Origin of the sequence: Enterobacteriaceae endosymbiont of Donacia cincticornis (genome assembly GCF_012568845.1) — a bacterium.
In the GTDB taxonomy this organism is placed as follows: Bacteria; Pseudomonadota; Gammaproteobacteria; order Enterobacterales; family Enterobacteriaceae.
Map to the genome: position 1 here is coordinate 294,558 of NZ_CP046194.1, position 25,090 is coordinate 319,647.

At 21.4% G+C, this 25,090-nt stretch carries 14 protein-coding genes, 5 tRNA genes and 3 pseudogenes; 2 read left to right on the forward strand and 20 right to left on the reverse strand.

Features of this window, described 5'->3' with window-relative positions; all coding sequences use genetic code 11:
* Positions 1-27 precede the first annotated feature (27 nt).
* The 5 genes from ybeY to GJT99_RS01485 all read right to left on the reverse strand — a co-directional run bounded on the left by ybeY (position 28) and on the right by GJT99_RS01485 (position 2,159).
* Positions 28-486 carry an rRNA maturation RNase YbeY gene (gene ybeY, locus GJT99_RS01465; RefSeq protein ID WP_168893948.1) on the reverse strand — a complete coding sequence of 153 codons (459 nt, stop codon included), beginning with the start codon at positions 484-486 and terminating at the stop codon, positions 28-30.
* A 21-nt stretch (positions 487-507) separates the two neighbouring features.
* On the reverse strand, positions 508-1,848 hold the full coding sequence (miaB, locus tag GJT99_RS01470) for a tRNA (N6-isopentenyl adenosine(37)-C2)-methylthiotransferase MiaB (RefSeq protein ID WP_168893949.1): 1,341 nt from the start codon (positions 1,846-1,848) through the stop codon (positions 508-510).
* Positions 1,849-1,903: 55 nt separating this feature from the next.
* A tRNA-Gln gene (locus tag GJT99_RS01475) sits at positions 1,904-1,974 on the reverse strand.
* 11 nt (positions 1,975-1,985) lie between these two features.
* Positions 1,986-2,075 (reverse strand) — tRNA-Leu (locus tag GJT99_RS01480).
* Between the two features lie 9 nt (positions 2,076-2,084).
* Positions 2,085-2,159: transfer RNA gene (locus GJT99_RS01485), tRNA-Met, on the reverse strand.
* Between the two features lie 105 nt (positions 2,160-2,264).
* Between GJT99_RS01485 and glnS the strand changes: the two genes are divergently transcribed.
* Positions 2,265-3,914: a glutamine--tRNA ligase gene (glnS, locus tag GJT99_RS01490; RefSeq protein WP_168893950.1), complete on the forward strand. Its 1,650-nt coding sequence runs from the start codon at positions 2,265-2,267 to the stop codon at positions 3,912-3,914.
* Positions 3,915-3,966: 52 nt separating this feature from the next.
* Here the strand turns inward: glnS and fldA are convergent, their stop codons facing one another.
* Together fldA and GJT99_RS01500 are read right to left on the reverse strand one after the other, a co-directional pair.
* Positions 3,967-4,479, reverse strand: coding sequence for a flavodoxin FldA (gene fldA, locus GJT99_RS01495; protein WP_168893951.1), 513 nt, complete (start codon positions 4,477-4,479; stop codon positions 3,967-3,969).
* A gap of 20 nt (positions 4,480-4,499) precedes the next feature.
* Complete coding sequence (locus tag GJT99_RS01500; protein WP_168893952.1) at positions 4,500-5,282, reverse strand: alpha/beta fold hydrolase; 783 nt, start codon at positions 5,280-5,282, stop codon at positions 4,500-4,502.
* A gap of 118 nt (positions 5,283-5,400) precedes the next feature.
* On the opposite strand from GJT99_RS01500, the gene pgi reads away from it, so the two are divergent.
* Positions 5,401-7,017, forward strand: a complete 1,617-nt coding sequence (gene pgi, locus GJT99_RS01505) for a glucose-6-phosphate isomerase (protein ID WP_168893953.1) — start codon at positions 5,401-5,403, stop codon at positions 7,015-7,017.
* Positions 7,018-7,108: 91 nt separating this feature from the next.
* On the opposite strand, the gene GJT99_RS01510 is transcribed toward pgi, so the two are convergent.
* The 13 genes and pseudogenes from GJT99_RS01510 to rpoC all read right to left on the reverse strand — a co-directional run bounded on the left by GJT99_RS01510 (position 7,109) and on the right by rpoC (position 25,058).
* The gene (locus GJT99_RS01510; protein ID WP_168893954.1) at positions 7,109-8,845 is read right to left on the reverse strand and encodes a DEAD/DEAH box helicase; all 1,737 of its coding nucleotides are present in this window, start codon (positions 8,843-8,845) and stop codon (positions 7,109-7,111) included.
* A gap of 244 nt (positions 8,846-9,089) precedes the next feature.
* A complete protein-coding gene (gene pnp, locus GJT99_RS01515; protein WP_168893955.1) occupies positions 9,090-11,186 on the reverse strand; it encodes a polyribonucleotide nucleotidyltransferase in 2,097 nt (698 codons plus the stop codon).
* An 85-nt stretch (positions 11,187-11,271) separates the two neighbouring features.
* Complete coding sequence (gene rpsO / locus GJT99_RS01520; protein ID WP_168893956.1) at positions 11,272-11,541, reverse strand: 30S ribosomal protein S15; 270 nt, start codon at positions 11,539-11,541, stop codon at positions 11,272-11,274.
* Between the two features lie 23 nt (positions 11,542-11,564).
* Positions 11,565-12,518 (reverse strand): tRNA pseudouridine(55) synthase TruB, encoded by a 954-nt coding sequence (gene truB, locus GJT99_RS01525; RefSeq protein WP_168893957.1) that lies wholly within the window; start codon positions 12,516-12,518, stop codon positions 11,565-11,567.
* Between the two features lie 50 nt (positions 12,519-12,568).
* Positions 12,569-12,910 (reverse strand): 30S ribosome-binding factor RbfA, encoded by a 342-nt coding sequence (rbfA, locus tag GJT99_RS01530; protein ID WP_168893958.1) that lies wholly within the window; start codon positions 12,908-12,910, stop codon positions 12,569-12,571.
* Between the two features lie 40 nt (positions 12,911-12,950).
* A pseudogene (gene infB, locus GJT99_RS01535) lies at positions 12,951-15,335 on the reverse strand (translation initiation factor IF-2); the annotation flags it as partial.
* 269 nt (positions 15,336-15,604) lie between these two features.
* Positions 15,605-16,867 (reverse strand): annotated as a pseudogene (gene nusA / locus GJT99_RS01540) (transcription termination factor NusA); the annotation flags it as partial.
* A 205-nt stretch (positions 16,868-17,072) separates the two neighbouring features.
* A tRNA-Met gene (locus tag GJT99_RS01545) sits at positions 17,073-17,149 on the reverse strand.
* Positions 17,150-17,201: 52 nt separating this feature from the next.
* A tRNA-Leu gene (locus tag GJT99_RS01550) sits at positions 17,202-17,286 on the reverse strand.
* A gap of 10 nt (positions 17,287-17,296) precedes the next feature.
* On the reverse strand, positions 17,297-17,563 hold the full coding sequence (gene secG, locus GJT99_RS01555) for a preprotein translocase subunit SecG (RefSeq protein ID WP_168893961.1): 267 nt from the start codon (positions 17,561-17,563) through the stop codon (positions 17,297-17,299).
* A gap of 621 nt (positions 17,564-18,184) precedes the next feature.
* A pseudogene (gene ftsH / locus GJT99_RS01560) lies at positions 18,185-19,999 on the reverse strand (ATP-dependent zinc metalloprotease FtsH); the annotation flags it as partial.
* Positions 20,000-20,043: 44 nt separating this feature from the next.
* Positions 20,044-20,676 (reverse strand): RlmE family RNA methyltransferase, encoded by a 633-nt coding sequence (locus GJT99_RS01565; RefSeq protein WP_168893963.1) that lies wholly within the window; start codon positions 20,674-20,676, stop codon positions 20,044-20,046.
* Between the two features lie 170 nt (positions 20,677-20,846).
* Positions 20,847-25,058, reverse strand: coding sequence for a DNA-directed RNA polymerase subunit beta' (gene rpoC, locus GJT99_RS01570; RefSeq protein WP_168893964.1), 4,212 nt, complete (start codon positions 25,056-25,058; stop codon positions 20,847-20,849).
* Positions 25,059-25,090 lie beyond the last annotated feature (32 nt).

A 25,090-nucleotide genomic window follows, 5' to 3' on the forward strand; every position in this document is an offset into this window, starting at 1 on the left:
AAATATAATATTTTATATTAATTATAACTAATAATATGGATTTTTATAACCCAGTAAATTAAGTATGTTAATTTCTTTTATTTGCATTATACATGCTTCTTGAATATTTTTATGATCATATTTTAATAAATGTAAACATGCATGTATAATCATATGAGCCCAATGAGCATTTAATGATCTTTTTTGTAAAAAAGATTCATATTCAATAATTTCTTTACATAAAATTATTTCTCCTGATAATTTTTTTTCAAAAGAATTGTTTTTTTCTAAAAAAGATAAAACATTTGTAGGTTTAGAAATTTGAAAATGTTTTTTATTAAGTTGTTGGATATAATATTTTTCTACTATAGAAATAGTAATTTCAATTTTTTTTATCTTAGTTTTCAGAAATATTATACTTAACCAATATAAAATATCATTTTTATATGGTATTCGATAACAATTTTTACAAAAATTATAATAATTCAAAAGAATATTTAATTTCATAAATTATAAATAATTACAACATTATATATCATATATGGATATAAATTTTCCATATAAAGAATAGATATTTGAATCAATAATTTTTATTTTAACAAATTTGCCAATATAATTTTTAGAACTTGTAAAAAAAACTATTCTATTATTTTCAGTTTTTCCAAAATATTTATAATTTTGCGAAGATACACCTTCAACTAAAATTATTTGAATAGTATTAATCATTTTTAAACTAAATTTTTTAGTTTGTTGTCTAATATAGTATTGAAGTAAATATAACCTTTTTTTCTTTTCTATAATACTCACATTATCTTTCATTTTACTTGCTGGAGTTCCAGGTCTAGAAGAATAAATAAAACTAAAACTCATGTCTAAATCTAGATCTAATATTAAAGAAATAGTTTTATTAAAATCTTCTTTATTTTCCCCTGGAAAACCAACAATAAAATCTGAACTAATTTGTATTAATGGTCTAACATTTCTTAATTTATGTATAATTTGTGTATATTCTTCAATATTATATTGTCTTTTCATAAGATATAAAATTTTATCAGAACCACTTTGTACTGGTAAATGTATAAAATTTACTAATTGAGGAATTTTTTTATATATATTTATTAATTCATCAGAAAAATGTTTTGGATGATTTGTAGTAAATCTAATTCTTTTTATATTTTTTATTTTTGTAATTAATTTTAATAATTTTACAAATGTATAATATTCTTTCTTTTCTTTATCAAAATATTTATAAGCATTAACATTTTGTCCTAATAAATATATCTCTCTTACTCCTTGAGTAGCTAAATATTTAATTTCTAAAATAATATCTTTATAAGGTCTACTTATTTCTTTTCCTCTTGTATAAGGTACTATACAATAAGTACAATATTTATTACATCCTTCTATAATAGTAACAAAAGAACTTACTGTATTTATTTTACTTAAAGGAAAAAATTTAAATTTTTCAATTTTAGGAAAACTAATATCAATTAAATATTTTTTAAATTGACGTACTTTATATATCATTTTAGGTAATCTATGAAATGTTTGAGGACCAAAAATAATATCTATATAATATGCTCTTTCTAAAATTTTTTTACCTTCTTGTGAAGCAACACATCCACCTACACCTATAATAATATTAGGATTTTTTTTTTTTAAATTTTTCCATCTTCCTAATTGATGAAAAAGTTTTTCTTGTGCTTTTTCTCGAATAGAACAAGTATTTAATATTAAAATATTGGCATTTGTTACTGATGTAGTAATTTTACAATTTAATTCATTTTTCATAATATCAGCTATCTTAGAAGAATCATATTCATTCATTTGACAGCCCCAAGTTTTAATATATAATTTATTTTTTAACATAATGTTCTAAATAAAATAATTTTTTTATTTTTAATTTTTAGAAAAATGAAAAAAACTGGGGTACCTGGATTTGAACCAGGGATGCCGGTATCAAAAACCGGTGCCTTACCACTTGGCTATACCCCATATTTTTTTTATGCGGAAGACGAGACTTGAACTCGTACTATATTTTATTTTTATAACCAGAACCTAAATCTGGTGCGTCTACCAAATTCCGCCACTTCCGCTAATTATTTTAGCTACGATGGGAATTGAACCCATGACCTCAGCGTTATGAGTGCTGTGCTCTAACCAAACTAAGCTACGTAGCTCTAGCAGTTATGTTTGTATTATGTATTATAATAAAGTATAACGTCAACTAGTTTGTTAATTAAATATAAATTTAAAATTAAACTTACGAAAAGAGTAAAATAAATATGTACAATAACAATAATTTTTATAAAAAAAATTTTATTTTTAAGATTATTCAAAATGATTTAAAAAATAAAAAATATAATTTTATATGTACTAGATTTCCACCAGAACCTAATGGTTATTTACATATAGGACATATTAAATCTATATGTTTAAATTTTTTTATAGCAAAATTTTATAAAGGAAATTTTTTTTTAAGAATTGATGATACTAATCCAACAACTGAAAATATTAAATATATTAATTCTATAAAAAAAGATTTAATATGGTTAGGGTTTCAATGGGATGAAAAAGTAAAATATTCATCAAATTATTTTGATATAATATACGAATATGCGATAGAATTAATTAATAAAAATTTAGCTTATGTCGATGAATTAAATACACAAGAAATTAAATCCTATAGAGGTACTTTATTATTACCTGGTAAAAATAGTCCTTATAGAGATCGTTCAATAAAAGAAAATTTAAAATTATTTCATAATATGCGTTTAGGTAAATTTCCTGAAGGAAGTATGTCTTTACGTGCAAAGATAGATATGAAATCCAAAATAATTATAATGAGAGATCCTGTTTTATATAGAATTAAATTTCAAAAACATCATCAAACAGGTGGGAAATGGTGTATATATCCCACTTATGATTTTTGTCATTGTATATCTGATGCAATAGAAGGAATAACACATTCTCTATGTACTTTAGAATTTCAAGATAATAAAATATTATATAATTGGATACTTAATAATATTAGTATTAAAAATCATCCTAAACAATATGAATTTTCAAAATTACAAATTGAATATGGAATAACTTCAAAAAGAATTATTAGATTATTAATTAAAAAAAAAATAGTTAAAGGATGGGATGATCCCCGTTTATTAACTATTTCTGGTTTGCGTAGAAAAGGATATACAGCTTCATCATTAAGAAATTTTTGTTATCATATAGGTGTAACAAAACAAAATAATATTATACAACTATCTTATTTAGAATCTTTCATAAAAAAAGAATTAAATAAAATTGCTCCAAGAACAATGGCAATACTTAGACCTTTAAAAATTATTATTGATAATTTTCCTATTACAAAAAAAATAAAATTAAAAATTCCTAATCATCCGTCTAATAAAAATATGGGTTATAAAATTATTTATTTTACAAAAGAGATATATATAGATGTTTTAGATTTTTCAGAAAAAGAAAAAAAAAATTATACAAGATTAATTTTAGGGAAAAAAATAAAATTAAGATATTCATTTGTAATTAAAGCAAATAAAGTTATAAAGGATAATAATGGAAATATTATTTGTATACACTGTATATATTATCAAAAAACATTAGGACTTAAAATTAATAAAAAAGATCCAAAAATAAAAGGAATAATTCATTGGATATCTTGTTCTAGTACTCAACCAGTTTTATTCTATTTATATAATAATTTATTTAGAAAAAAAAAAATTAACAATATAAATAATATTTTATCTTATGTAAATAAAAAATCATTATTAATATATAATGGTTTTATAGAAAAAAAATTATTACAAGATCAAAAACAACAACATTTTCAATTTGAAAGAGAAGGATATTTTTATTTTGATAAAAAAAATTCTAATAAAAAAAAAATAATTTTTAATCAAATATTATCAATGAGATAATAATCTATTTTAAATCAATTATATTAATAATAATATAATTGATTTTAAATAATTAAAGATTTAATTCAATAGAAATTTTTTTAGTCCAAGTTATAATACGAGAATTAGTTAATTCTGGTTGTCTATCTTCATCTATAGTTAATCCTAAAAAATAATCTTTATTTTTTAAACTTTTTGTATTGGAAAAATAATAACCTTTTGTTGGCCAATATCCTACAATATTTCCTTTATTAGTTTTAACTATATTATAAATAATACTTATAGCATCACAAAAATATTCACCATAATCTTCTTGATCTCCACAACCAAATAAAGCTAAATTCTTATTTTTAAAATTAATTTTTTGTAAAGTAGGTAAAAAATCATCCCAATCACATTGAACTTCGCCATAATACCATGTAGGAACTCCAAATATAAGTGTATTATATTGTTCAATATCTTTTTTTTCTACTTTAGCAATATCAAATACTGAAGTAATATTATTACCTAATTGTTTTTGTATATTAAAAGCAACATTTTCAGTATTTCCTGTATCACTACCAAAAAAAATACCTATTTTTGACATTTTTATTTTATCTAAAAATATTATTTATAACATAATTTTTTAATTAAATTAAATATTAATTTTATATTTTCAATATGTAACAAATGACCAACATTAGGAATATTATATATTTTAGCATTAGGAAATTGAGAAAATATATTTTTATAGTAAATTGTATTTATATAATTTGATTTTTCTCCTTTTAAAAAAAAAATATTTCCTTTCCATATAAAATTAATTGGATCCCAATCTAATATATTATTATATTCATTTTTTAAAATAGGTAAATTAAATTCCCATTTCCCATTTTTAAATGTTTTTAACAATAAACTTATAATAAATTTATTGTTAATAAAAGATTTTAGTAATTTAAATGCATCTTTTCTAAAAAATATTTTTTTTTTATACACCTCTTCTAATGCAAAAAAAATATTTGTTTTATTAAATTTATATTTAATAGGTGCTATATCTAAAATAATAATAGTTTGAATTAAATTATATGGTATAAATTTAGTAAGATTCATAGCTATTTTTCCACCCATAGAATGTCCAATAAAAATAAAATTTTTTTTAATATTTAAAAAATTTAATGTCTCTAATACATCTTTAGATAAAGATGTATAATCCATTTTTTTATTCTGAGGAGATAAACCATGATTTCTAATATCTAATAATAAAATTTTACATTGTATATTATAAAATAAAAATTTACCCATTAAATATAAACTTTTTTTATTACCAAATAATCCATGTAACATAATAATGTTATATTTATAATTAAAATATTTATTATTATTAGGAATAAACAAATAACTCAAAAGCATATATAATTAAATTTATTAAAAAGAAATATTTTACCATAGGTAAAATAAAAATTGAATTTTTTTAAGATATAAAAAGATATGATATAATTTTTTATCAAAATAATTATTATTTTATTATATGAAAAATATTAACCCTACTAAAACTTTTGCTTGGAAAAAATTACAGAATCATGCAAAAGAAATGAAAAAAATAACTATTTATGATTTATTTAAAATAGATAATAATAGATTTAAAAATTTTTCTATTAATTTTGAAAATACTATTCTTTTTGATTATTCAAAAAATATTATTAATAAAAAAACTATATTTTATTTATTAAATTTAGCTAAAGAAACTAATTGCATTGATGCTATTCATGAAATGTTTTATGGTAAAAAAATTAACATAACAGAAAATAAAGCAGTTTTACACACAGCTTTAAGAAATAATAATATTGATTTTTTTTTAAGAAATCACCAAATTTATAATGATATAAATAAAATTTTAAAAAAAATAAAGAATATTTCTGATGAAATTATTTCCGGAAAATGGAAAGGTTATACTAATAAAAAAATTAAAAATATTATAAATATAGGAATAGGAGGTTCTCATTTAGGACCATTAATGATTACAAAATCATTAAAAAATTATCAAAATAAGTTAAATTTATTTTTTTTATCTAATATTGATGCTACTCAATTAATTAATATTATTAATAAAATTAAACCAGAAGAAAGTATATTTATTATAGCATCAAAAACTTTTAATACATTAGAAACAATTACCAATGCTTTAAGCATAAAAAAATGGTTTATGAAAAATATTAATATAAATATTAATAAAAATATTTTTTCTAAACATTTTATTGCTGTTACAAATAATATTAACGCTGCAGTAAAATTTGGTATAAATGAAAATAATATTTTACCATTATTATCTGAAATAGGTGGACGTTTTTCTTTATGGTCTTCTATAGGATTAATAATATCTTTATCTATTGGATTTGATAATTTTTATCAATTATTACAAGGAGCACATAAAATGGATAATCATTTTTTTTATTCTCCTATAGATAAAAATATTCCTATTATTATGGCATTAATTAGTATTTGGTATAGTAATTTTTGGAATACAGAAACAGAAGCTATCATAGTTTATAATAATAATATGTGTTTTTTACCATTATATTTACAACAATTAAATATGGAATCTAATGGTAAATCTATAGATAGAAATGGACAAAAAATAAAATATCAAACTAGTTCGATTATATGGGGTGATGTAGGAACTAATGGACAACATTCATTTTTTCAAATGTTACATCAAGGAACTAAATTAATACCATGTGATTTTATATCTTCTGCTATACCTAATTATAATAATTATAAAAATCATCATGTTCAACTTATTGCTAATTATATTGCACAGACAAAAGCATTAGCATTTGGTAATATAAAAGAATATAATTGTCAAAAAAATATATATTATAGTTGTTATGGTAATAAACCTAGTAATTCTATTTTTTTAAAAAAAATTAATCCTTATAATCTAGGAATGTTAATTTCGTATTATGAACATAAAATTTTTATACAAGGAATAATTTTAAATATATTTTCTTTTGATCAATGGGGTGTAGAATTAGGCAAAAAAATTACTCATTCTGTAATAAAAAAATTAAATGAAAATAATTATAAAATAAATGGAAATGATCCTTCATCAGAAGGATTAATTGATTTTTATAAATGTTTTAATTAAAATTTTTTTAAAAAATTTTATTTAGTAATTTGTAATTAAAAAATAAATGTATATATTACACAAAAATAATATATATATTTATTTATTAATTTTATTTATTATTTTTTTTTAAATTATTAATTGTTTTTTTACTTATATTTTTCCTAAAACTAAATTTATTATTTTTATAAATTTTTTTAGGTTTATTATTTATTAGCTTAAAATAAATATTTTTATTTAAAATTTTAATTTTTTTAGGATATTGTAAAAATTTTTTTCTCATTGAAGAAGATAATTCAATATTAGAATACTCAAAAAATAATTTTATATTTCCTATATCCTGACTTTTTATTTGAAATTCATTAATAATAGTTCCTACTATATGACGTATTTCAATTTTATCTTTTTTGCCTATATTTATACGATAAATATCCATTTTTTTAGAATATTTTTTATATTTTGAAAAATATTTATTTTTAACAAAAAAATTTTTTTTATAAATTTTTCTTTTTATATTAACAGCATTAGGATCTGGAGGTAATACTAATGGTTTTTTAAATTGAGATAATTTTAATAAAATTGCTATTAAAATTTCTTGATCTATTTTATTTTTAGTTATTATTGTTGATATAATATTTTGATATTGAATTAGATCTTTTGTTTTTATATAATTTATTTCTTTTTTTATTTTTAAAATAAATTTTTCTAATCTTTTTTGACATAAAAGTTTAGAGCTAGGTAAAAAAACTTCATTAATATTACATTTTATTTTAAAACGAATATTTTTAAGAAACCTTTTGTTTCTATATTCAATAAATGTTAAAGATTTACCTTGTCTACCTGCACGTCCAGTTCTTCCAATACGATGAATATAAGATTCGATATCCATCGGTATATCATAATTTATCACTAGATTTATTCTATCTACATCTAATCCCCTTGCAGCGATATCAGTAGCGATTAAAATATCTAAATTACCATTTCTAAATCTTTCTAAAGTTTTTTCTCTATTTCGTTGATTCATATCTCCATTTAATGCTGCACTATTATAATCATATTGTTTTAAAATATCAGCAATTTCAATTGTTGATATTTTAGTTTTTACAAAAATTAAAACTGCATCATAATTTTCAGTTTCTAAAAATTTCATTAAAGCTTCTATTTTATTACCATATGTGAACCAGTAAGTTTGCTCTATGTCTGGTATAGTTTTAATATTTGTTTTTATAGTAATTTCATATGGATTGATCATAAAATTTTTAGTAATATTTTTAATTTTTTGGGGCATAGTTGCTGAAAATAATGAAGTTTGATGTTTTTTTGGTATTGTTATTAATATTTTTTCAACATCTTCAATAAAACCCATTCTTAACATTTCATCTGCTTCATCTATTACTAGACTAGTTAATTGAGATAAATTAACAGTTTTTCTTTTTATATGATCTAATAAACGACCTGGAGTAGCTATAATAATTTGTGTTCCTAAACGTAAATTTTTTAATTGTATTTGATATGATTGTCCTCCATATAATGCTAAAACATTAATATTTTTTATGTATTTTGAAAATAAAGAGACTGTTTCAGATACTTGTATTGCTAATTCTCTTGTTGGGGTTAAAATTAACACTTGTGTTTTTTTTATAGATAAATTTATATTATTTAATAAAGGTAATATAAAGGCTGCAGTTTTACCACTACCTGTTTGAGCTATTCCTAAAACATCTTTATTTAATAATAAATACGGAATACATTTTTTTTGTATAGGAGAAGGATGTAAATATCCTATATCATGTAAAGCTTTTAAAAGAAATTTATTCAAACCAAAATTAGAAAAAGTGATATTCGTCATGTAAGATACATTCCTCATAAATATGTTTTAAAATTAGTAATTAATTTATAATTAATAGATAATAAAGATTAGAAAGTTAATATTTAATTGTAATTATGTTTTTTATAGTAATTAAACATAATTACAAATACTTCAATTACTTAATTTAAATTATAATTCAATAATGAATTTTATAAAACTTATTTTTCATAAAAATAAAATTTATTAAAATAATTTATATAATTTTTAGAAATATTTTTATATATTAGATGTTATTTATAGCCGCTTTTATACTTAATCTTATTCTTCCCTGTCTATCAATTTCCATAACTTTAACTAATACATTTTGTAAAACTTGTAAATAATCACTTACTTTATTAACATGTTTATTAGTAATTTGAGAAATATGAACTAATCCTTCCTTCCCATTACCTATTGAAATAAAAGCACCAAAATCAACAATACGTATAACTTTACCAGTATAAATTTGTCCTACAATAATATCAGCTGTAATTTCTTCTATTCTACGAATAGCAAATTTTATTTTTTCATTATTTTTAGCAGCAATTTTTACAATTCCACTATCTTCTATTTCAATAATTGTATCAGTTTCTTCAGTTAAAGCTCTAATAACAGAACCACCTTTTCCAATCATATCTTTAATTTTTTCTGGATTAATTTTTAATGTATGAATTCTTGGTGCAAATTCTGAAATATTTTTTCTTGGATTAGAAATAGCTTGTTTCATTACTTCTAAAATATGTAATCTAGCTAATTTTGCTTGAAATAAAGCTAATTTTATAATTTTATAAGTTATTCCTTCTATTTTCATGTCCATTTGTAATGCTGTAATTCCATTATTAGTTCCTGCAACTTTAAAATCCATATCTCCTAAATGATCTTCGTCACCTAAAATATCTGATAATATTATAAAATTATTATTTTCTTTAATTAATCCCATTGCTATACCAGCTACAGCATTTTTTATAGGAATACCTGCATCCATCATAGCTAAAGAAGCTCCACAAATAGAAGCCATAGAAGATGAACCATTAGATTCTGTAATTTCGGATACTATACGTATGGTATAAGGAAATTGATTAATATTAGGCATAACTGGTATTAAAGATTTTTTAGCTAAATTACCATGGCCTATTTCACGTCTTTTAGGAGAACTTAATATTCCAATTTCTCCTACAGAATAAGAAGGAAAATTATAATGAAATAAAAAATTATCTGTTTTATTGTTTATTAAATCATCTAATGACTGAGCATCTCTAGCGGTACCTAATGTTGCTGTAACTAATGCTTGTGTTTCTCCTCTTGTAAAAAGAGCTGAACCATGTGTTCTAGGTAAAATTCCTATACGTACATCTAAATTACGTATCATATCATGTTCACGTCCATCAATTCTAAGATTATTTTTTATAATATTTTCACGAACTATTTTTTTTTCTAATTCATAAAAGATTTCATTTAAACATTGTATTGAAATATTTTCATATTCTTTTTCTTCTTTAACTAATTCAAAAATTTTTAATTTTATAGAATCAATTTTATTAATTCTCTTTTGTTTTTCTTTAATATTATATGCTTTTACTAATTTTTTTTTAGATAAAAAAATTATTTTCTGTTTAAGTTTGTCATCTATAGGAAATAAAATCCATTTACAAGATTTTTTTTTTACTTCAGAAGATAATTTAATAATATTATCAATTAATACTTGTTGTTGATTATGACCATATATAATTGCATCCAATATTTGTTCTTCGGTTAAAAGATAAGATTTAGCTTCTACCATTAGAATTGCTTTTTTAGTACTAGATACAATTAAATCTAATGAACTATTTTCCATTTCTTTAATATTTGGATTTAATATATATTTATTATTAATAAAACCTACACGAGCAGTACCAAATGTTCCATTAAATGGAATACCAGATAAATTTAAAACAGTAGATGCACCAATAATAGCAACGATATCTGGATTAATTTCTGGATTTACAGACATAACAGTTGCTATAATTTGAATTTCATTTAAAAAACCTTTTTTAAATAGAGGTCTTATAGGACGATCAATTAAACGAGAAATTAAGATTTCATTTTCACTAGGGCGCCCTTCTCTACGAAAAAAATTTCCGGGAATACGTCCAGCAGCATATGATTTTTCCTGATAATGTACTGATAAAGGAAAAAAATTTTGTTCTGGTTTAACTTTATTATCTACTACTAAAGTAACAAAAACAGCTGTATCATCAATACTTACCATCACAGAAGATGTTGCTTGTCTAGCTATCATTCCTGTTTCTATAGTTACAGTATTATTACCATAACGAAATCTATGAATAATCGGATTTAACAAAATAAATATCCTTTCAATAAATTTTTATATTAAAATAGTAATTAATTATAAATTTATAAAGTATATAGATAGAATTAAAATTTATTTATTTTCTTAATCCTAAACTTTCAATTAATATATTATAACTTTTAAATTTTATTTTTTTAAAATAATTTAATAATTTTTTACGTTGTGATATCATACGTAAAAGACCTCTACGACTATGGTGATCTTTTTTATGTATAGTAAAATGTTTTTGTAAAGAATTAATTTTAAATGTTAATAAAGCTATTTGTACTTGTGTAGATCCTTTATCTTTAATATTAGTTTGATATTTTTGTATAATTTTTTTTTTATTTTCTATATTTAAATACATAATTAACCTCATTAAAATATAAATTAATAAAATTTTTTTACAGAATTCATTAATTTACATTTTACAATATAACCTTTATTATTAATTTGACATATACCTATGAAATTAAATTTTTTTTTTTCAAAAATACAAAACTGTGTTTTATCTATTATAGATGTTAATTTAATTTTTTCACCATTTATTATTTTTTTTATTAATATATTTGACAAATATAATTTAGGTATATGATATATGATATAATCAATAGGTAATAACAATTTTTTTATTAAAAAAACATTTAGTTTATGATTCTGATAGTTTATCATTAATATTTTTAACTGTTCTAATGTTATAACATTTTTATGAAAAATTGAAATATGAGATATTGCTATCCTACGTAATTTAATTATATGAGCTCCACAATTTAATTGATCTCCTAAATCATCAATAATACTACGGATATATGTCCCTTTAGAACAATTAATCTGTAATTTTATTTTATTTTGATAAAAATTTATTAATTTAATTTGATATATTTTAATAATTCTCTCTTTTAAATTAGGAATATTAATTCCTCTTCTAGCATATTTATATAAAGGAATACCTTTATATTTAATTGCAGAATACATAGGAGGTTTTTGTTTGCTTATTCCTTTAAATGAATTTAGTGTTTCAAAAATATTTTTTATGGTTAAATTAACATTTTTTTTTTTTATAATAAAACCATATTTATCTGCAGTATTTGTTTTTTCTCCTAATAATGCTGTAACTAAATATGTCTTATTTTGATTCATCAAATATTGACTAAATTTAGTATATTCTCCAAAACAAATAGGTAATAATCCACTAGCTAAGGGATCTAAAGTCCCAATATATCCAGCTTTTTGAGCATTAAAAATAATTTTAACATACTGAAGAATTTTATTCGATGTAATACCAATAGATTTATCAAGTAATAATAAACCATTTATTTTTTGTTTTTTTATTATTTTAAACATTATTTTACAAAAAAATTATAACTATTAATTAATATTAGTGTATTTTGTTTTTATTTTATACGATTTAATAAATCATTAATATAATTACCTTCTTTAAAAGAAGGATCTAAAATAAATTTTAATTTAGGTATTTTACGTAATTTTATTTTTTTCTTAAGTATATATCTAATGTATTCTGTTATTTTATTTAAAAAAATTAATGATTTTTTTTTATTTTTAACTTCTTCTTTATATGATAAAATTATAAAAATTTTTGCATATGAAAAATCTCGAGATAATACTAAATCAGTAATAGTAGTAAATTTATTTATTCTTATATCATTAAGATTATGTTGTATTATTTTTGATATTTGTTTTTTTAATTCATATGCAATGCGTAAATTACGATACAATAAAAAACCTCCACATAAATTTAATTATATAATTAAAAAATTATTTTTTTATGATTTCAATTTTTTCAAAAATTTCTATTTTATCTCCTATATATATATCATTAAAATTTTTAATACTAATACCACATTCCATCCCATTACGTACTTCATTTACACTTTCTTTAAATCTTCTTAGAGAATCTATGATACCTTCATGAATAATTTGATTATTTCTAAATAATTTTAGCATATTATTACGTTTAATTAATCCATATGTTACTATACATCCAGCTATTACCCCAATTTTAGGAATAGTAAAAATACTTCTAACTTCTGCGTTACCTAAAATTAATTTTTTATACTTAGGTATTAAAAGATTCTGTATATATTTTTTTATATAACTAATTAAATCATAAATAATTGTAAAAAACATAATTTTAATATATTTTATTTTTGTTAGTTTTTTTATAATATTATTTTTTTTTATATTAAATCCAATAATAATAACATTTTTAGATGAATTAGCTATTGCTAATGAAATATCCGTTTCATTAATTTCTCCAATACCACAATGAATAATTTTTATATTAATTTTATTATTAGATAAATTCAATAATGTATTTTTAATAGCTTCTATAGAACCTTGCGTATTACTTTTAATTAATAATTTTACTTCATAAATATCTTTTTTATTTAAATTTAAATTTGAAAATATTTTTTGAAATTGTTTTTGTTTTTGAGTTAATTCTATATTACGTAATTTATTTTTTCTATATAATGCTATTTCTTTTGCTTGTTTTTCATTTTTTATAACTATAAAATTATCTCCTGCATATGGTAATTCGGATAAACCTAAAATTTTAATGGGAGTTGAAGGTCCAGCATATAGTGTTTTTAATCCTTTAAAATTTATTAAACATTTTACTTTACCATAAGTACATCCACAAAGTATTATATCACCTTTTTTTAATTTTCCTTCTTTTACCAAAACATTAGCTATTGGGCCCTTTCCTTTTTCTAAAAAAGATTCTATTACTATTCCTTTTGCGATACCTTGATTAATAGCTTTTAATTCTAACATTTCTGCTTGTAATAAAATAATTTTTAATAATTTATTTATACCCTCTCCTGTTTTAGCTGAAATTTTAACAAATATATTTTCTCCGCCCCATTCTTCAGAGATAATGTTATATCGACTTAATTCATTTTTAATTTTTTCAAAATTTGAAATTTTTTTATCAATTTTATTAATTGCAACTATAATAGGTACTTTCATTGTTTTAGCATGTTGTATAGCTTCTATAGTTTGAGGCATAACACCATCGTCAATAGCAATTACTAATATTATAATATCTGTAATTTGTACTCCTCTTAATCTCATAGAGATAAAAGATTCATGACCTGGGGTATCGAAAAATACTATTTTTTTATTATCAAAAATTATTTCATATGCATTTATATTTTGTGTAATACCACCTACTTCCTTAGAAGTAATATTACTTGAACAAATATAATCTAATAATGAAGTTTTTCCATGATCAACATGTCCTATAATTGTCACAATAGGTGATCTAATAATGGGAATACTATTTAAATTAGTATTATTAATTAATAATTTTTCTATATCATTTTCATGACGTAATATAACTTTATGACCCATTTCTTCTGCTACTAACTGAGCTGTTTCTTGATCTAATAATTGATTAACATCAGAATATTTTTCCCCCATATTCATTATAATTTTTATTAATTTTGAACTTTTAACTGCCATTTGTTTAGATAATTCAGTTATACTAATAGTTTCATTAATAATGATATTTCGATGAATATTTTTAATTGGTTTATTAAAATTTTGATATAGTTTAAATTTTTTTTTTTTATATTTATGATTATAAATAATTTTTTTATTATTTTCTTTAGAATTTTTATAATTTTTGTTATATTTTTTCTTATTATATGTATTTTTTTTTAAAAAATTTTTATCTATATTTTTATAATTTAAATTTGTATTTTTATAAAAATTTTTATTTTTATTTAATTTTATATTTTTTTTATTTTTATAATCTATATTTTTTTTAGTAATATTTATTTTTGTATAATCATTTTTACGAAATGTCATCAGATTTTTTTTTTTTTTTATTTTTAAAATATTAAATTTATTATTTTTTGGTGATTTTTTAGAAAGGTTTTTTTTATCTAAAAATAATAATTTATTTTTATTATTAATTAATATTTTTTTTTGTTTAATTTTATTAGTATTTATAATATTATTTTTTTTTTTTATAGTTAAAAATTTTAACTTATTAAAAGTTTTTTTTTTAAAATATGTTAAAAGTTTTTTTTTTTCTTCTTTATTAACTATATCATTTTCTAATTTTAAAATACCTTTATTAGAAAAATATTTAATTATTTCTTTAACTGAAACTTTAATTTCATGGGCTAATGATTTTATAGTTATAACAGCATCTATCATGCTGTCTACTCCTCTATTTTAAAATTAATTATGTACTATTTTTTTTAAAAACTAACAAATAATTTTTAAAATCATAATAATTTTTCTAATTTTATGATAAAAAAATTATTTTTATTAAATATATCTTAAATATTTTTTCAGTTAAACTCTTAATAGTTAAAATAACTTTATTTGTTAAATAACTTATTATTTTTTTATTTAATAATTTTTTTAAATTTATTATTTATTTTTTTTTTAGAAATTAAATTAGCATATATTTCTTTTGCTAATTCTTGTATTTTTTTTAAATCATTAATTTTTAAATTAAATTTATGAGCTATATTATATAATATCTCTATAGGAATTAATATAAATTCTTTAATAGAAGATATCTTTTCTTCTTTAACTATCATTTTTGATAATTCATATTTAATATTTAAATGTGTCACGAACATTTTAATTAAATTATTTTGTTCTTTTTTATATTTATAATATAAATCATTTTTCGTCATAACATTTAATTCCCATCCACTTAATTGTGATGCTAAACGAATATTTTGTCCATTTCTTCCTATAGCTTGAGCCAAATTATTTTCTTCGACAGCAATATCTATCATATGTTTTTTTTGATTTAAAACTATGGATGATATATCTGCTGGGGACATAGCATTAATAACAAATTTTTCTGGATCAGAATCCCATAAAACAATATCAATACGTTCTCCATTTAATTCATTAGAAACAGCTTGAACTCTAGCACCTCTTATACCTACACAAGCTCCTACCGGATCTATTCTTTTATCATTTGTTTTAACAGCTATTTTTGCTCTAGAACCCGGATCTCTAGCTACTGCTTTAATTTCGATTAAACCTTCTCCTATTTCAGGAACTTCGATATTAAATAATTCAATTAACATTTGTATTTTAGATCTACTTATAAATAATTGTGTTTCTTTTACATCTTCTTTAATATAAAAAAGTAATCCTCTTATTCTATCACCTAATCTAAAATTTTCTCTAGGTAACATATCAGAACGTAAAATTATAGCATCAGCTCCATGCCCTAAATCTAAATTTAAATGTCCTCTATTTACTTTTTTAACAATACCATGTAAAATTTTTCCTTCTTTTTTTTTAAATTGAGCAATAGTAACAGCTTTCTTAGCTTCTCTTACTTTATGTACAATGACTTGCTTAGCTGTTTGTGTTGTTATTCTGTTAAAATTAATAGATTTAATTTTATCATATATATAATCACCTAAATTAAGAGTATTATCCTCGATACGTGCCGCATCTAACGTAATTTCTTTAGTAGGATAATTTACTTTTTTAACTATTAACCATCTTCTAAATGTAGAAAAATTACCATTTTTACGATTAATATTAACAAATACTTCTACATCTTGTTCATATTTTTTTTTTGTTGCACTAGCTAAAGCACTTTCCATTGCTTCAAATATTTTTTCACGAGGTAAAGATTTTTCATTAGCAACAGCTTCAATAACAGCTAATATTTCTTTATTCATCCTAGTTATCCTCAAATATTAAATTCTTAAAATTAGAAAACTAGATATATATTAAAATAAAATAATATATATTACATACGTAATGCTTATTAGAATATACTTTTATTATTTTATATAATTTTTTTAAAAAAATTATTTATTTTTATTGTATATAAAAAGTAAACATGAAACAAATTTAATAAAGGAATTAATACAAAGTTGATATTGGTTGCGGGAGTTGGATTTGAACCAACGACCTTCGGGTTATGAGCCCGACGAGCTACCAAACTGCTCCACCCCGCGTCTGATAATATATGATATTATAAAAATATAAATAATGCAATATTAATTTTAATACCGAAGACGGGAGTTGAACCCGTAAGCCTAAAAAAGGCACTACCACCTCAAAGTAGCGTGTTTACCAATTTCACCACCTCGGTAAAATTTTATTTATATTTTATTAATATTATAAAACGTAATATTATTTTTTTTATATTTTTTTACATTAAAATTATTTATTATTAAACTAATAATAAAAAATAAAGATGCAAGCAAAATAATACTTCTTGTTAAGATTTTGTTAGACATATCTGTATTAAAAATAGATTTCGTATTAGATGACGCACTAATATCTATTTCATCATTATCTTGAAATAAAATAATACTAATTAATATAGTTGATACAAAAATAAATAAAATTAATATTAATTTATACATAAAAAACCGAAAAAATATTTTAATTAAATATTATCTAAAATAATTATATATTAATTTACAATAAATACAACATAAATTTTACTTTAAAATATTATTATTAATAATACTATTTGTTTATTTTTAAACGATATTTTTTATATTTTTTTATAGATTAAATAATTTAAAATTAAAATTTTTACAAAAATTTGTTTATTTTAATAAAAATTAAATAAATTAAAAAATAATATAAATTTTATTTTATATTAATAATAAAATAAAATATTTATATTTTATTAAAAATAATAATATTCTTAATTATTATTTATTTATTAAAATATTAATTCTAAATTTTTTTATTTATAATTTATAATAATTTTTATTCCATTTAGAAAATACAAAAAAAATTTTAAAAATATTTTTTTTATTAAATATTTTAAATAAAATTTTTATATTCTACTATAGAATATTTTAGTTATATATTATAATATATGATTATTTAGAAAAATTTTTCTGAAATAACATTGAATGTTATTATAAAGTTATATAAATAATTTTATTATATACCAAAATATTTATGATATTTCATGTTTTATTTCCATTTAATAAAATATCATAAATTATTTATTTTTATGTTTTATTTTTTTTATCCCATTCAGGGGGTCTTACTTCTTTTCTTTCCATTAAATCATCAATTTGTATTGATCCTATAGTTTCATATTTTATAAGAGTATCTTTCATCGCATGTAAAATATCAATATTATTTTGTAAAATTTTTAAGGCTCTATCATAATTTTCTTGTATTAAATATTTTACTTCTTGATCAATAATTTTAGCAGTTTCATCAGACATATGTTTTGCTTTAGTAACTGATCTACCTAAAAAAATTTCACTTTCTTCTTCTAAATATAATAAAGGACCTAATTTTTTAGAAAATCCCCATTGTGTTACCATATTTTTAGCAATATTAGTTGCAATTTTGATATCATTAGATGATCCTGTTGAAACATTTTTTTCACCATAAATAATTTCTTCAGCAATTCTTCCTCCATATAATGTAGAAATTTTACTTTCTAATTGTTGACGACTAATATGTATTATATCAATTTCAGGTAAAAAAAATGTTATACCTAATGCTCTTCCTCTAGGAATAATAGTTACTTTATGAACAGGATCATGATCTGGAACTAATCTTCCTATAATTGCATGTCCAGCTTCATGATAAGCAATTATTTCTTTTTGTTTTTCTGTCATTACTAAAGAACGTCTTTCTGTTCCCATCATAATTTTATCTTTAGCTTTTTCTAATTCTAACATAGAAACAAAATTATTATTTTGGCGAGCTGCTAATAATGCTGCTTCATTTACTAAATTTGCTAGGTCAGCACCTGAAAATCCTGGTGTTCCTCTTGCTAAAATTTTTAAATCTACTTCTTTAGATATAGGAACATTTTTTATATGTATTTTAAGTATTTGTTCTCTACCTCTAATATCAGGTAAACCTACTATTACTTGACGATCAAAACGACCTGGTCTTAAAAGAGCTGGATCTAATACATCTGGACGATTAGTAGCAGCAATTACAATAACATTTTCATTATTGTTAAATCCATCCATTTCTACTAACATTTGATTTAATGTTTGTTCTCTTTCATCATGTCCTCCTCCTAATCCCGCACCTCTTTGTCTCCCTACTGCATCTATTTCATCAATAAAAATAATACATGGGGAAGATTTTTTAGCTTGATTAAACATATCTCTTACTCTAGAAGCACCTACCCCTACAAACATTTCTACAAAATCAGAACCTGAAATAGTGAAAAATGGTACTTGTGATTCTCCAGCAATAGCTTTAGCTAATAAAGTTTTCCCAGTACCTGGGGGCCCTATCATTAAAATGCCTTTAGGAATTTTACCTCCTAATTTTTGAAATTTAATTGGTTCTTTTAAATAATCAACTATTTCTTTAACTTCTTCTTTAGCTTCATCACATCCAGCTAAGTCATTAAATGTAGTTTTTATTTGATCTGGAGTTAATATTTGAGCTTTACTTTTACCAAAAGACAAAGCACCTTTACTACTATTTTGTAGTTGGCGAATAAAAAATATCCAAATTCCAATTAATAACAACATTGGAAACCATGAAATAAAAATAGATAGTAGTATACTAGGTTTTTTTAAAGGTTCTCCTAATATTTTAACATTTTTTGAAAATAAAATTTTTAATAAAAATGGATCATATATTGGTATATACGTAATATAATTACTTCTATTTTTTCTAAAGACATGAATTTGTCTGCCATTAATGCTAATTTTAAGTATTTTATTTTTTTTAACTTCAGATAAAAAAGTTGTATATGAAATTTTTTCTTTTTTATTAAATGAATTTAAATTGAGACTCTGAACAGTTGATATAAATATAACTGAAATTGCTAACCAGAGAATTAAATTTTTTGCCATATCTTTCAAAGAGTAACCTCTTATAAATGTATAATATATTTATATTAATTTTTATATCCTTTTGCAACAATATAAATTTCACTGGATTGAGATCTTGAAGCATTAGGTTTTCTAACCTTTACTACCTTAAATATAGAATTAATTTTATTATAATATTTATTAAATTCCTTACACTGAAAAGTTTTTATTAAAAAAATTCCATTATTTCTTAAATAAGAATAACATAAATTTAATACTAATTCATTTAGACGAATAATATGTGGTATATCTATTTCTTTTATACCAGAAATATTAGGAGATAAATCAGACATAATCATATCTACTTTTATTTTATTAATTTTTTTTAAAATTCTATTTACAAAAATAGAATCATATATATTACCTTGATAAAAATTAACATTTTTAATAAAATTCATAGGTAATATATCAAATGCAATAATTTTTCCTTTATTACCGATTTTTGATGAAGCAAAACTTGACCAACCTCCAGGAGAAGAACCTAAATCAATTAATATCATATTTTTTTTAAAAATTTTATCTATTATTTCTATTTGCTCTAATTTAAACCATGATCTTGATCTAAATTTATTAATATTTTTTTTAACTTTTTTTATATAAAAATCTTTAAAATTTTTTTTTAACCATAATCTAGATTTTTTATTTTTTTTATATATCATAAATTTATTTAATAAATATACTTTTATTTTTAATAAGATTAATATTTATTAACTTTTATTTATTACAACTTATATTAAATATATATTAAAATGTCTATTAATAAAATTATGTATATTTCTATACAAATAGAAATAATAATTTATTATAAATAATATATATTATAATTATTTTAATTAGATTTAGCATTTAATAATTCAGTTAAATTAGCAGCTGCAGAATCTACAGAAGAAACATTATTTGTTTTATTAATAATTTTCTTTTTATTAAGACGATTTGTATGATAAGTATAACCTGTACCTGCTGGTATTAATCTTCCTACAATTACATTTTCTTTTAATCCTTTTAATTCATCACTTTTCCCAGCAACTGAAGATTCAGTTAAAACTCTAGTTGTTTCTTGAAAAGAAGCAGCTGAAATAAAAGAAGAAGTTGCTAATGATGCTTTTGTGATACCTAATAAATCTCTATTATACTCAGCTATTTTTTTACCTTTTTTTTTTAATTTTTTATTTATAATTTTAATTACAGCAACCTCTACTTGTTCACCTTCTAAAAAATTAGAATCTCCCATTTTAGTTATTGTTGCTTTACGTAACATTTGTCTTATAATTACTTCTATATGTTTATCATTAATTTTAACTCCTTGTAATCTATAAACATCTTGAACTTCATTAATTATGTAATTAGTTACAGCATTAACACCTCTTAATCTCAAGATATCATGTGGAGATTCAGGCCCATCAGAAATAATATCTCCTTTATTAATTAATTCACCTTCAAATACATTCAGTTGTCTCCATTTCGGTATCATTTCTTCATGTGGTTTTATATCTGAATTAATCGGAGTAATAATTATTCTTCTTTTTCCTTTTGTTTCTTTTCCAAATGAAATAATACCATTAATTTCTGCTAAAATAGCTGCATCTTTAGGTTTTCTTGCTTCAAATAAATCTGCTACTCTAGGGAGACCTCCAGTAATATCTTTAGTACCACCTGAATCTTGGGGTACTTTTGCTAAAATATCGCCAGCATGAACATAACTACCATCTTTTAAATGTATAATAGATTTATTAGGTAAAAAATAATGTGCTGGCATATCATTTCTAGAAATTATTATATCTTCATTATTATTATCAATGATTTTAATCATAGGCCTAAAATCTTTACTTATAAAAGGTCTTTCGGAAGTATCTAATACAACAATAGAAGTTAATCCAGTTAAATCATCAGTTTGTTTTATAATAGTCTGTCCTTCTAACATATCAACAAATTTTATTTTACCACTTACTTCTGTAATAATTGGCATAGTATGAGGATCCCAATATGAAACTATTTCTCCTGATTTAACATTAGAACCATTTTTTTTTGTTATAATAGCACCATATGGTATTTTATAACTTTCTATAATTTTATTTAAATTATCAATAATTTTTAATTCAGCATTTCTAGAAATAACTACTAATTTATGAACAAAATTAATTACTGATTTTACATTTACTAATTTTATAATTCCGTTATTTTTAATTTGGATATTAGATTCTGCAGCTGAACGTGATGCTGCACCTCCAATATGGAATGTACGCATTGTTAATTGTGTGCCTGGTTCACCTATTGATTGAGCTGCAATAACTCCAATTGCTTCTCCTTTATTTATAATATGTCCTCTAGCTAAATCACGCCCATAACAATATGAACATACACCAAAATTAGTTTCACAACTAACTACAGATCTTACTTTTATGTTATCGATAGCATATTGTTCTAATATATTACAATATTTTTCATTTAATAATGTATTTCTAACAACAAGAATTGTTTTACCATCTTTTTTATAAATATTTTCTGCTGTTACTCTACCTAAAACACGTTCTCTTAATGATTCTTTTATATCTTTCCCAGTAATAATAGACGAAATTCTTATTCCATTTAATGTTAAACAATCATCTTCCGTTATAACTAAATCTTGTGCAACATCTACTAATCTTCTAGTTAAATATCCAGAATTAGCTGTTTTTAAAGCAGTATCAGCTAATCCTTTTCTAGCACCATGAGTAGAAATAAAATATTGTAAAACATTTAATCCTTCTCTAAAATTAGCAATAATTGGTGTTTCAATAATTGAACCATCAGGTTTAGCCATTAAACCTCTCATACCGGCTAATTGTCTAATTTGAGCAGCAGAACCTCGTGCTCCAGAATCTGCCATCATAAAAATATTATTGAAAGAACTTTGTTTAATTATTGAACCATGTTTATCGGTTACTTCTTCAAAAGATAAATTTTTCATCATAGCTTTTGATACTTTTTCATTAGCGGCTGCCCAAATATCAATAACTTTATTATATCTTTCTCCAGCAGTAACAAGACCAGATTGAAACTGTTCTTGTATTTCATTAACTTCAGATTCTGCTTCATTAATAATTTCAGTTTTATTATGAGGTATAATAATATCATCTATACCTACAGAAGCTCCTGATTTAGCAGCATAATAAAAACCAGTGTACATAATTTGATCTGCAAAAATAACTGTATATTTTAATCCTAAAATTCTATAGCATGTATTTAAAATTTGAGAAATATCTTTTTTACCTAAAGTTTTATTTATCATATGATATGGTATACCTTTAGGTACCTGATTCCATAAAATTGCTCTTCCAATGGTAGTATTTATTATAATAGTATTTTTAATCCATTTATTTGTTGTTAAATTTTTATTATATTCTTTAATTCGTACTTTTACACAAGCATGTAAATCTGCCTGTCCTGTCTTATAAACACGTTCAGCTTCTTTAGGTCCCGTTAATATCATTCCTTCTCCATTTGCATTAACTTTATTTTTAGTCATATAGTATATTCCTAATACTACATCCTGAGAAGGTACAATAATTGGATCTCCATTAGCGGGAGATAAAATATTATTAGTAGACATCATTAGAATCCTAGCTTCTAATTGTGCCTCTAATGTTAAAGGAATATGTACTGCCATTTGATCTCCATCAAAATCAGCATTATAAGCAGCACAGACTAAGGGATGTAACTGTATTGCTTTTCCTTCGATCAAAAGTGGTTCGAATGCTTGTATTCCTAATCTATGTAGAGTAGGTGCTCTATTTAATAAAATAGGATGTCCTTTAATTACTTCATCTAAAATATCCCATACAACTGGTTCTTCTTTTTCTACCATTTTTTTTGCAGATTTAATAGTAGTTGCAAATCCTCTAATTTCTAATTTACTATATATAAATGGTTTAAATAATTCTAGTGCCATTTTTTTAGGTAAACCACATTGATGTAAATGTAAGTAAGGACCAACTGTTATAACAGATCTTCCTGAATAATCAACTCTTTTACCTAATAAATTTTGTCTAAATCTTCCTTGTTTTCCTTTAATCATATCTGCTAATGATTTTAACGGACGTTTATTAGATCCTATAATTGCTTTACCTCTTCGACCATTATCTAATAATGCATCAACTGCTTCTTGTAACATTCTTTTTTCATTTTTTATGATAATATCAGGAGCTGATAATTCTAATAAACGTTTTAATCTATTATTACGATTTATAACTCTTCGATATAGATCATTTAAATCTGATGTTGCAAATCTACCTCCATCTAAAGGGACTAAAGGTCTTAAATCAGGAGGTAAAACAGGTAATATATTCATAATCATCCATTCTGGTTTATTACCTGAATATATAAAAGATTCTAATAATTTTATTCTTTTAGCTATTTTTTTTCTTTTGGTTTCTGAATTAGTATTATTTAATTCATTACGTAATAATTCACATTCTTTTTTTAAATCAATATTTTTTAATAAATATTGTATTGCTTCTGCTCCCATTTTAGCTTCAAATTCATTTCCAAATTCTTCTAATAAATTTACATATTGTTCTTCAGATAAAATTTGTTTTTTTTCTAAAGATGACACACCTTCTTCTATAACAACATATGATTCAAAATATAAAACTCTTTCTATATCTTTTAATGGCATATTAAGTAATAATCCAATTCTAGAAGGTAATGATTTTAAAAACCATATATGTGCAATTGGAGATGCTAATTCTATATGTCCCATTCTATCTCTTCTTACTTTTGTTTGTGTAACTTCAACACCACATTTTTCACAAACAACTCCCCTATGTTTTAAACGTTTATATTTACCACATAAACATTCATAATCTTTAATAGGGCCGAAAATACGAGCACAAAATAAACCATCTCTCTCAGGTTTAAAAGTACGATAATTAATTGTTTCAGGTTTTTTTACTTCTCCAAAGGACCAAGATTTTATCATATCAGAAGAAGCTAGAGAAAGTTTTATTGAATCAAATTCTTCCATCTTATTTTTTGATTTTAAAAAATTAAATAAATCTTTCACAAATTTCTTACCTCAATTATTTTATTACTAAT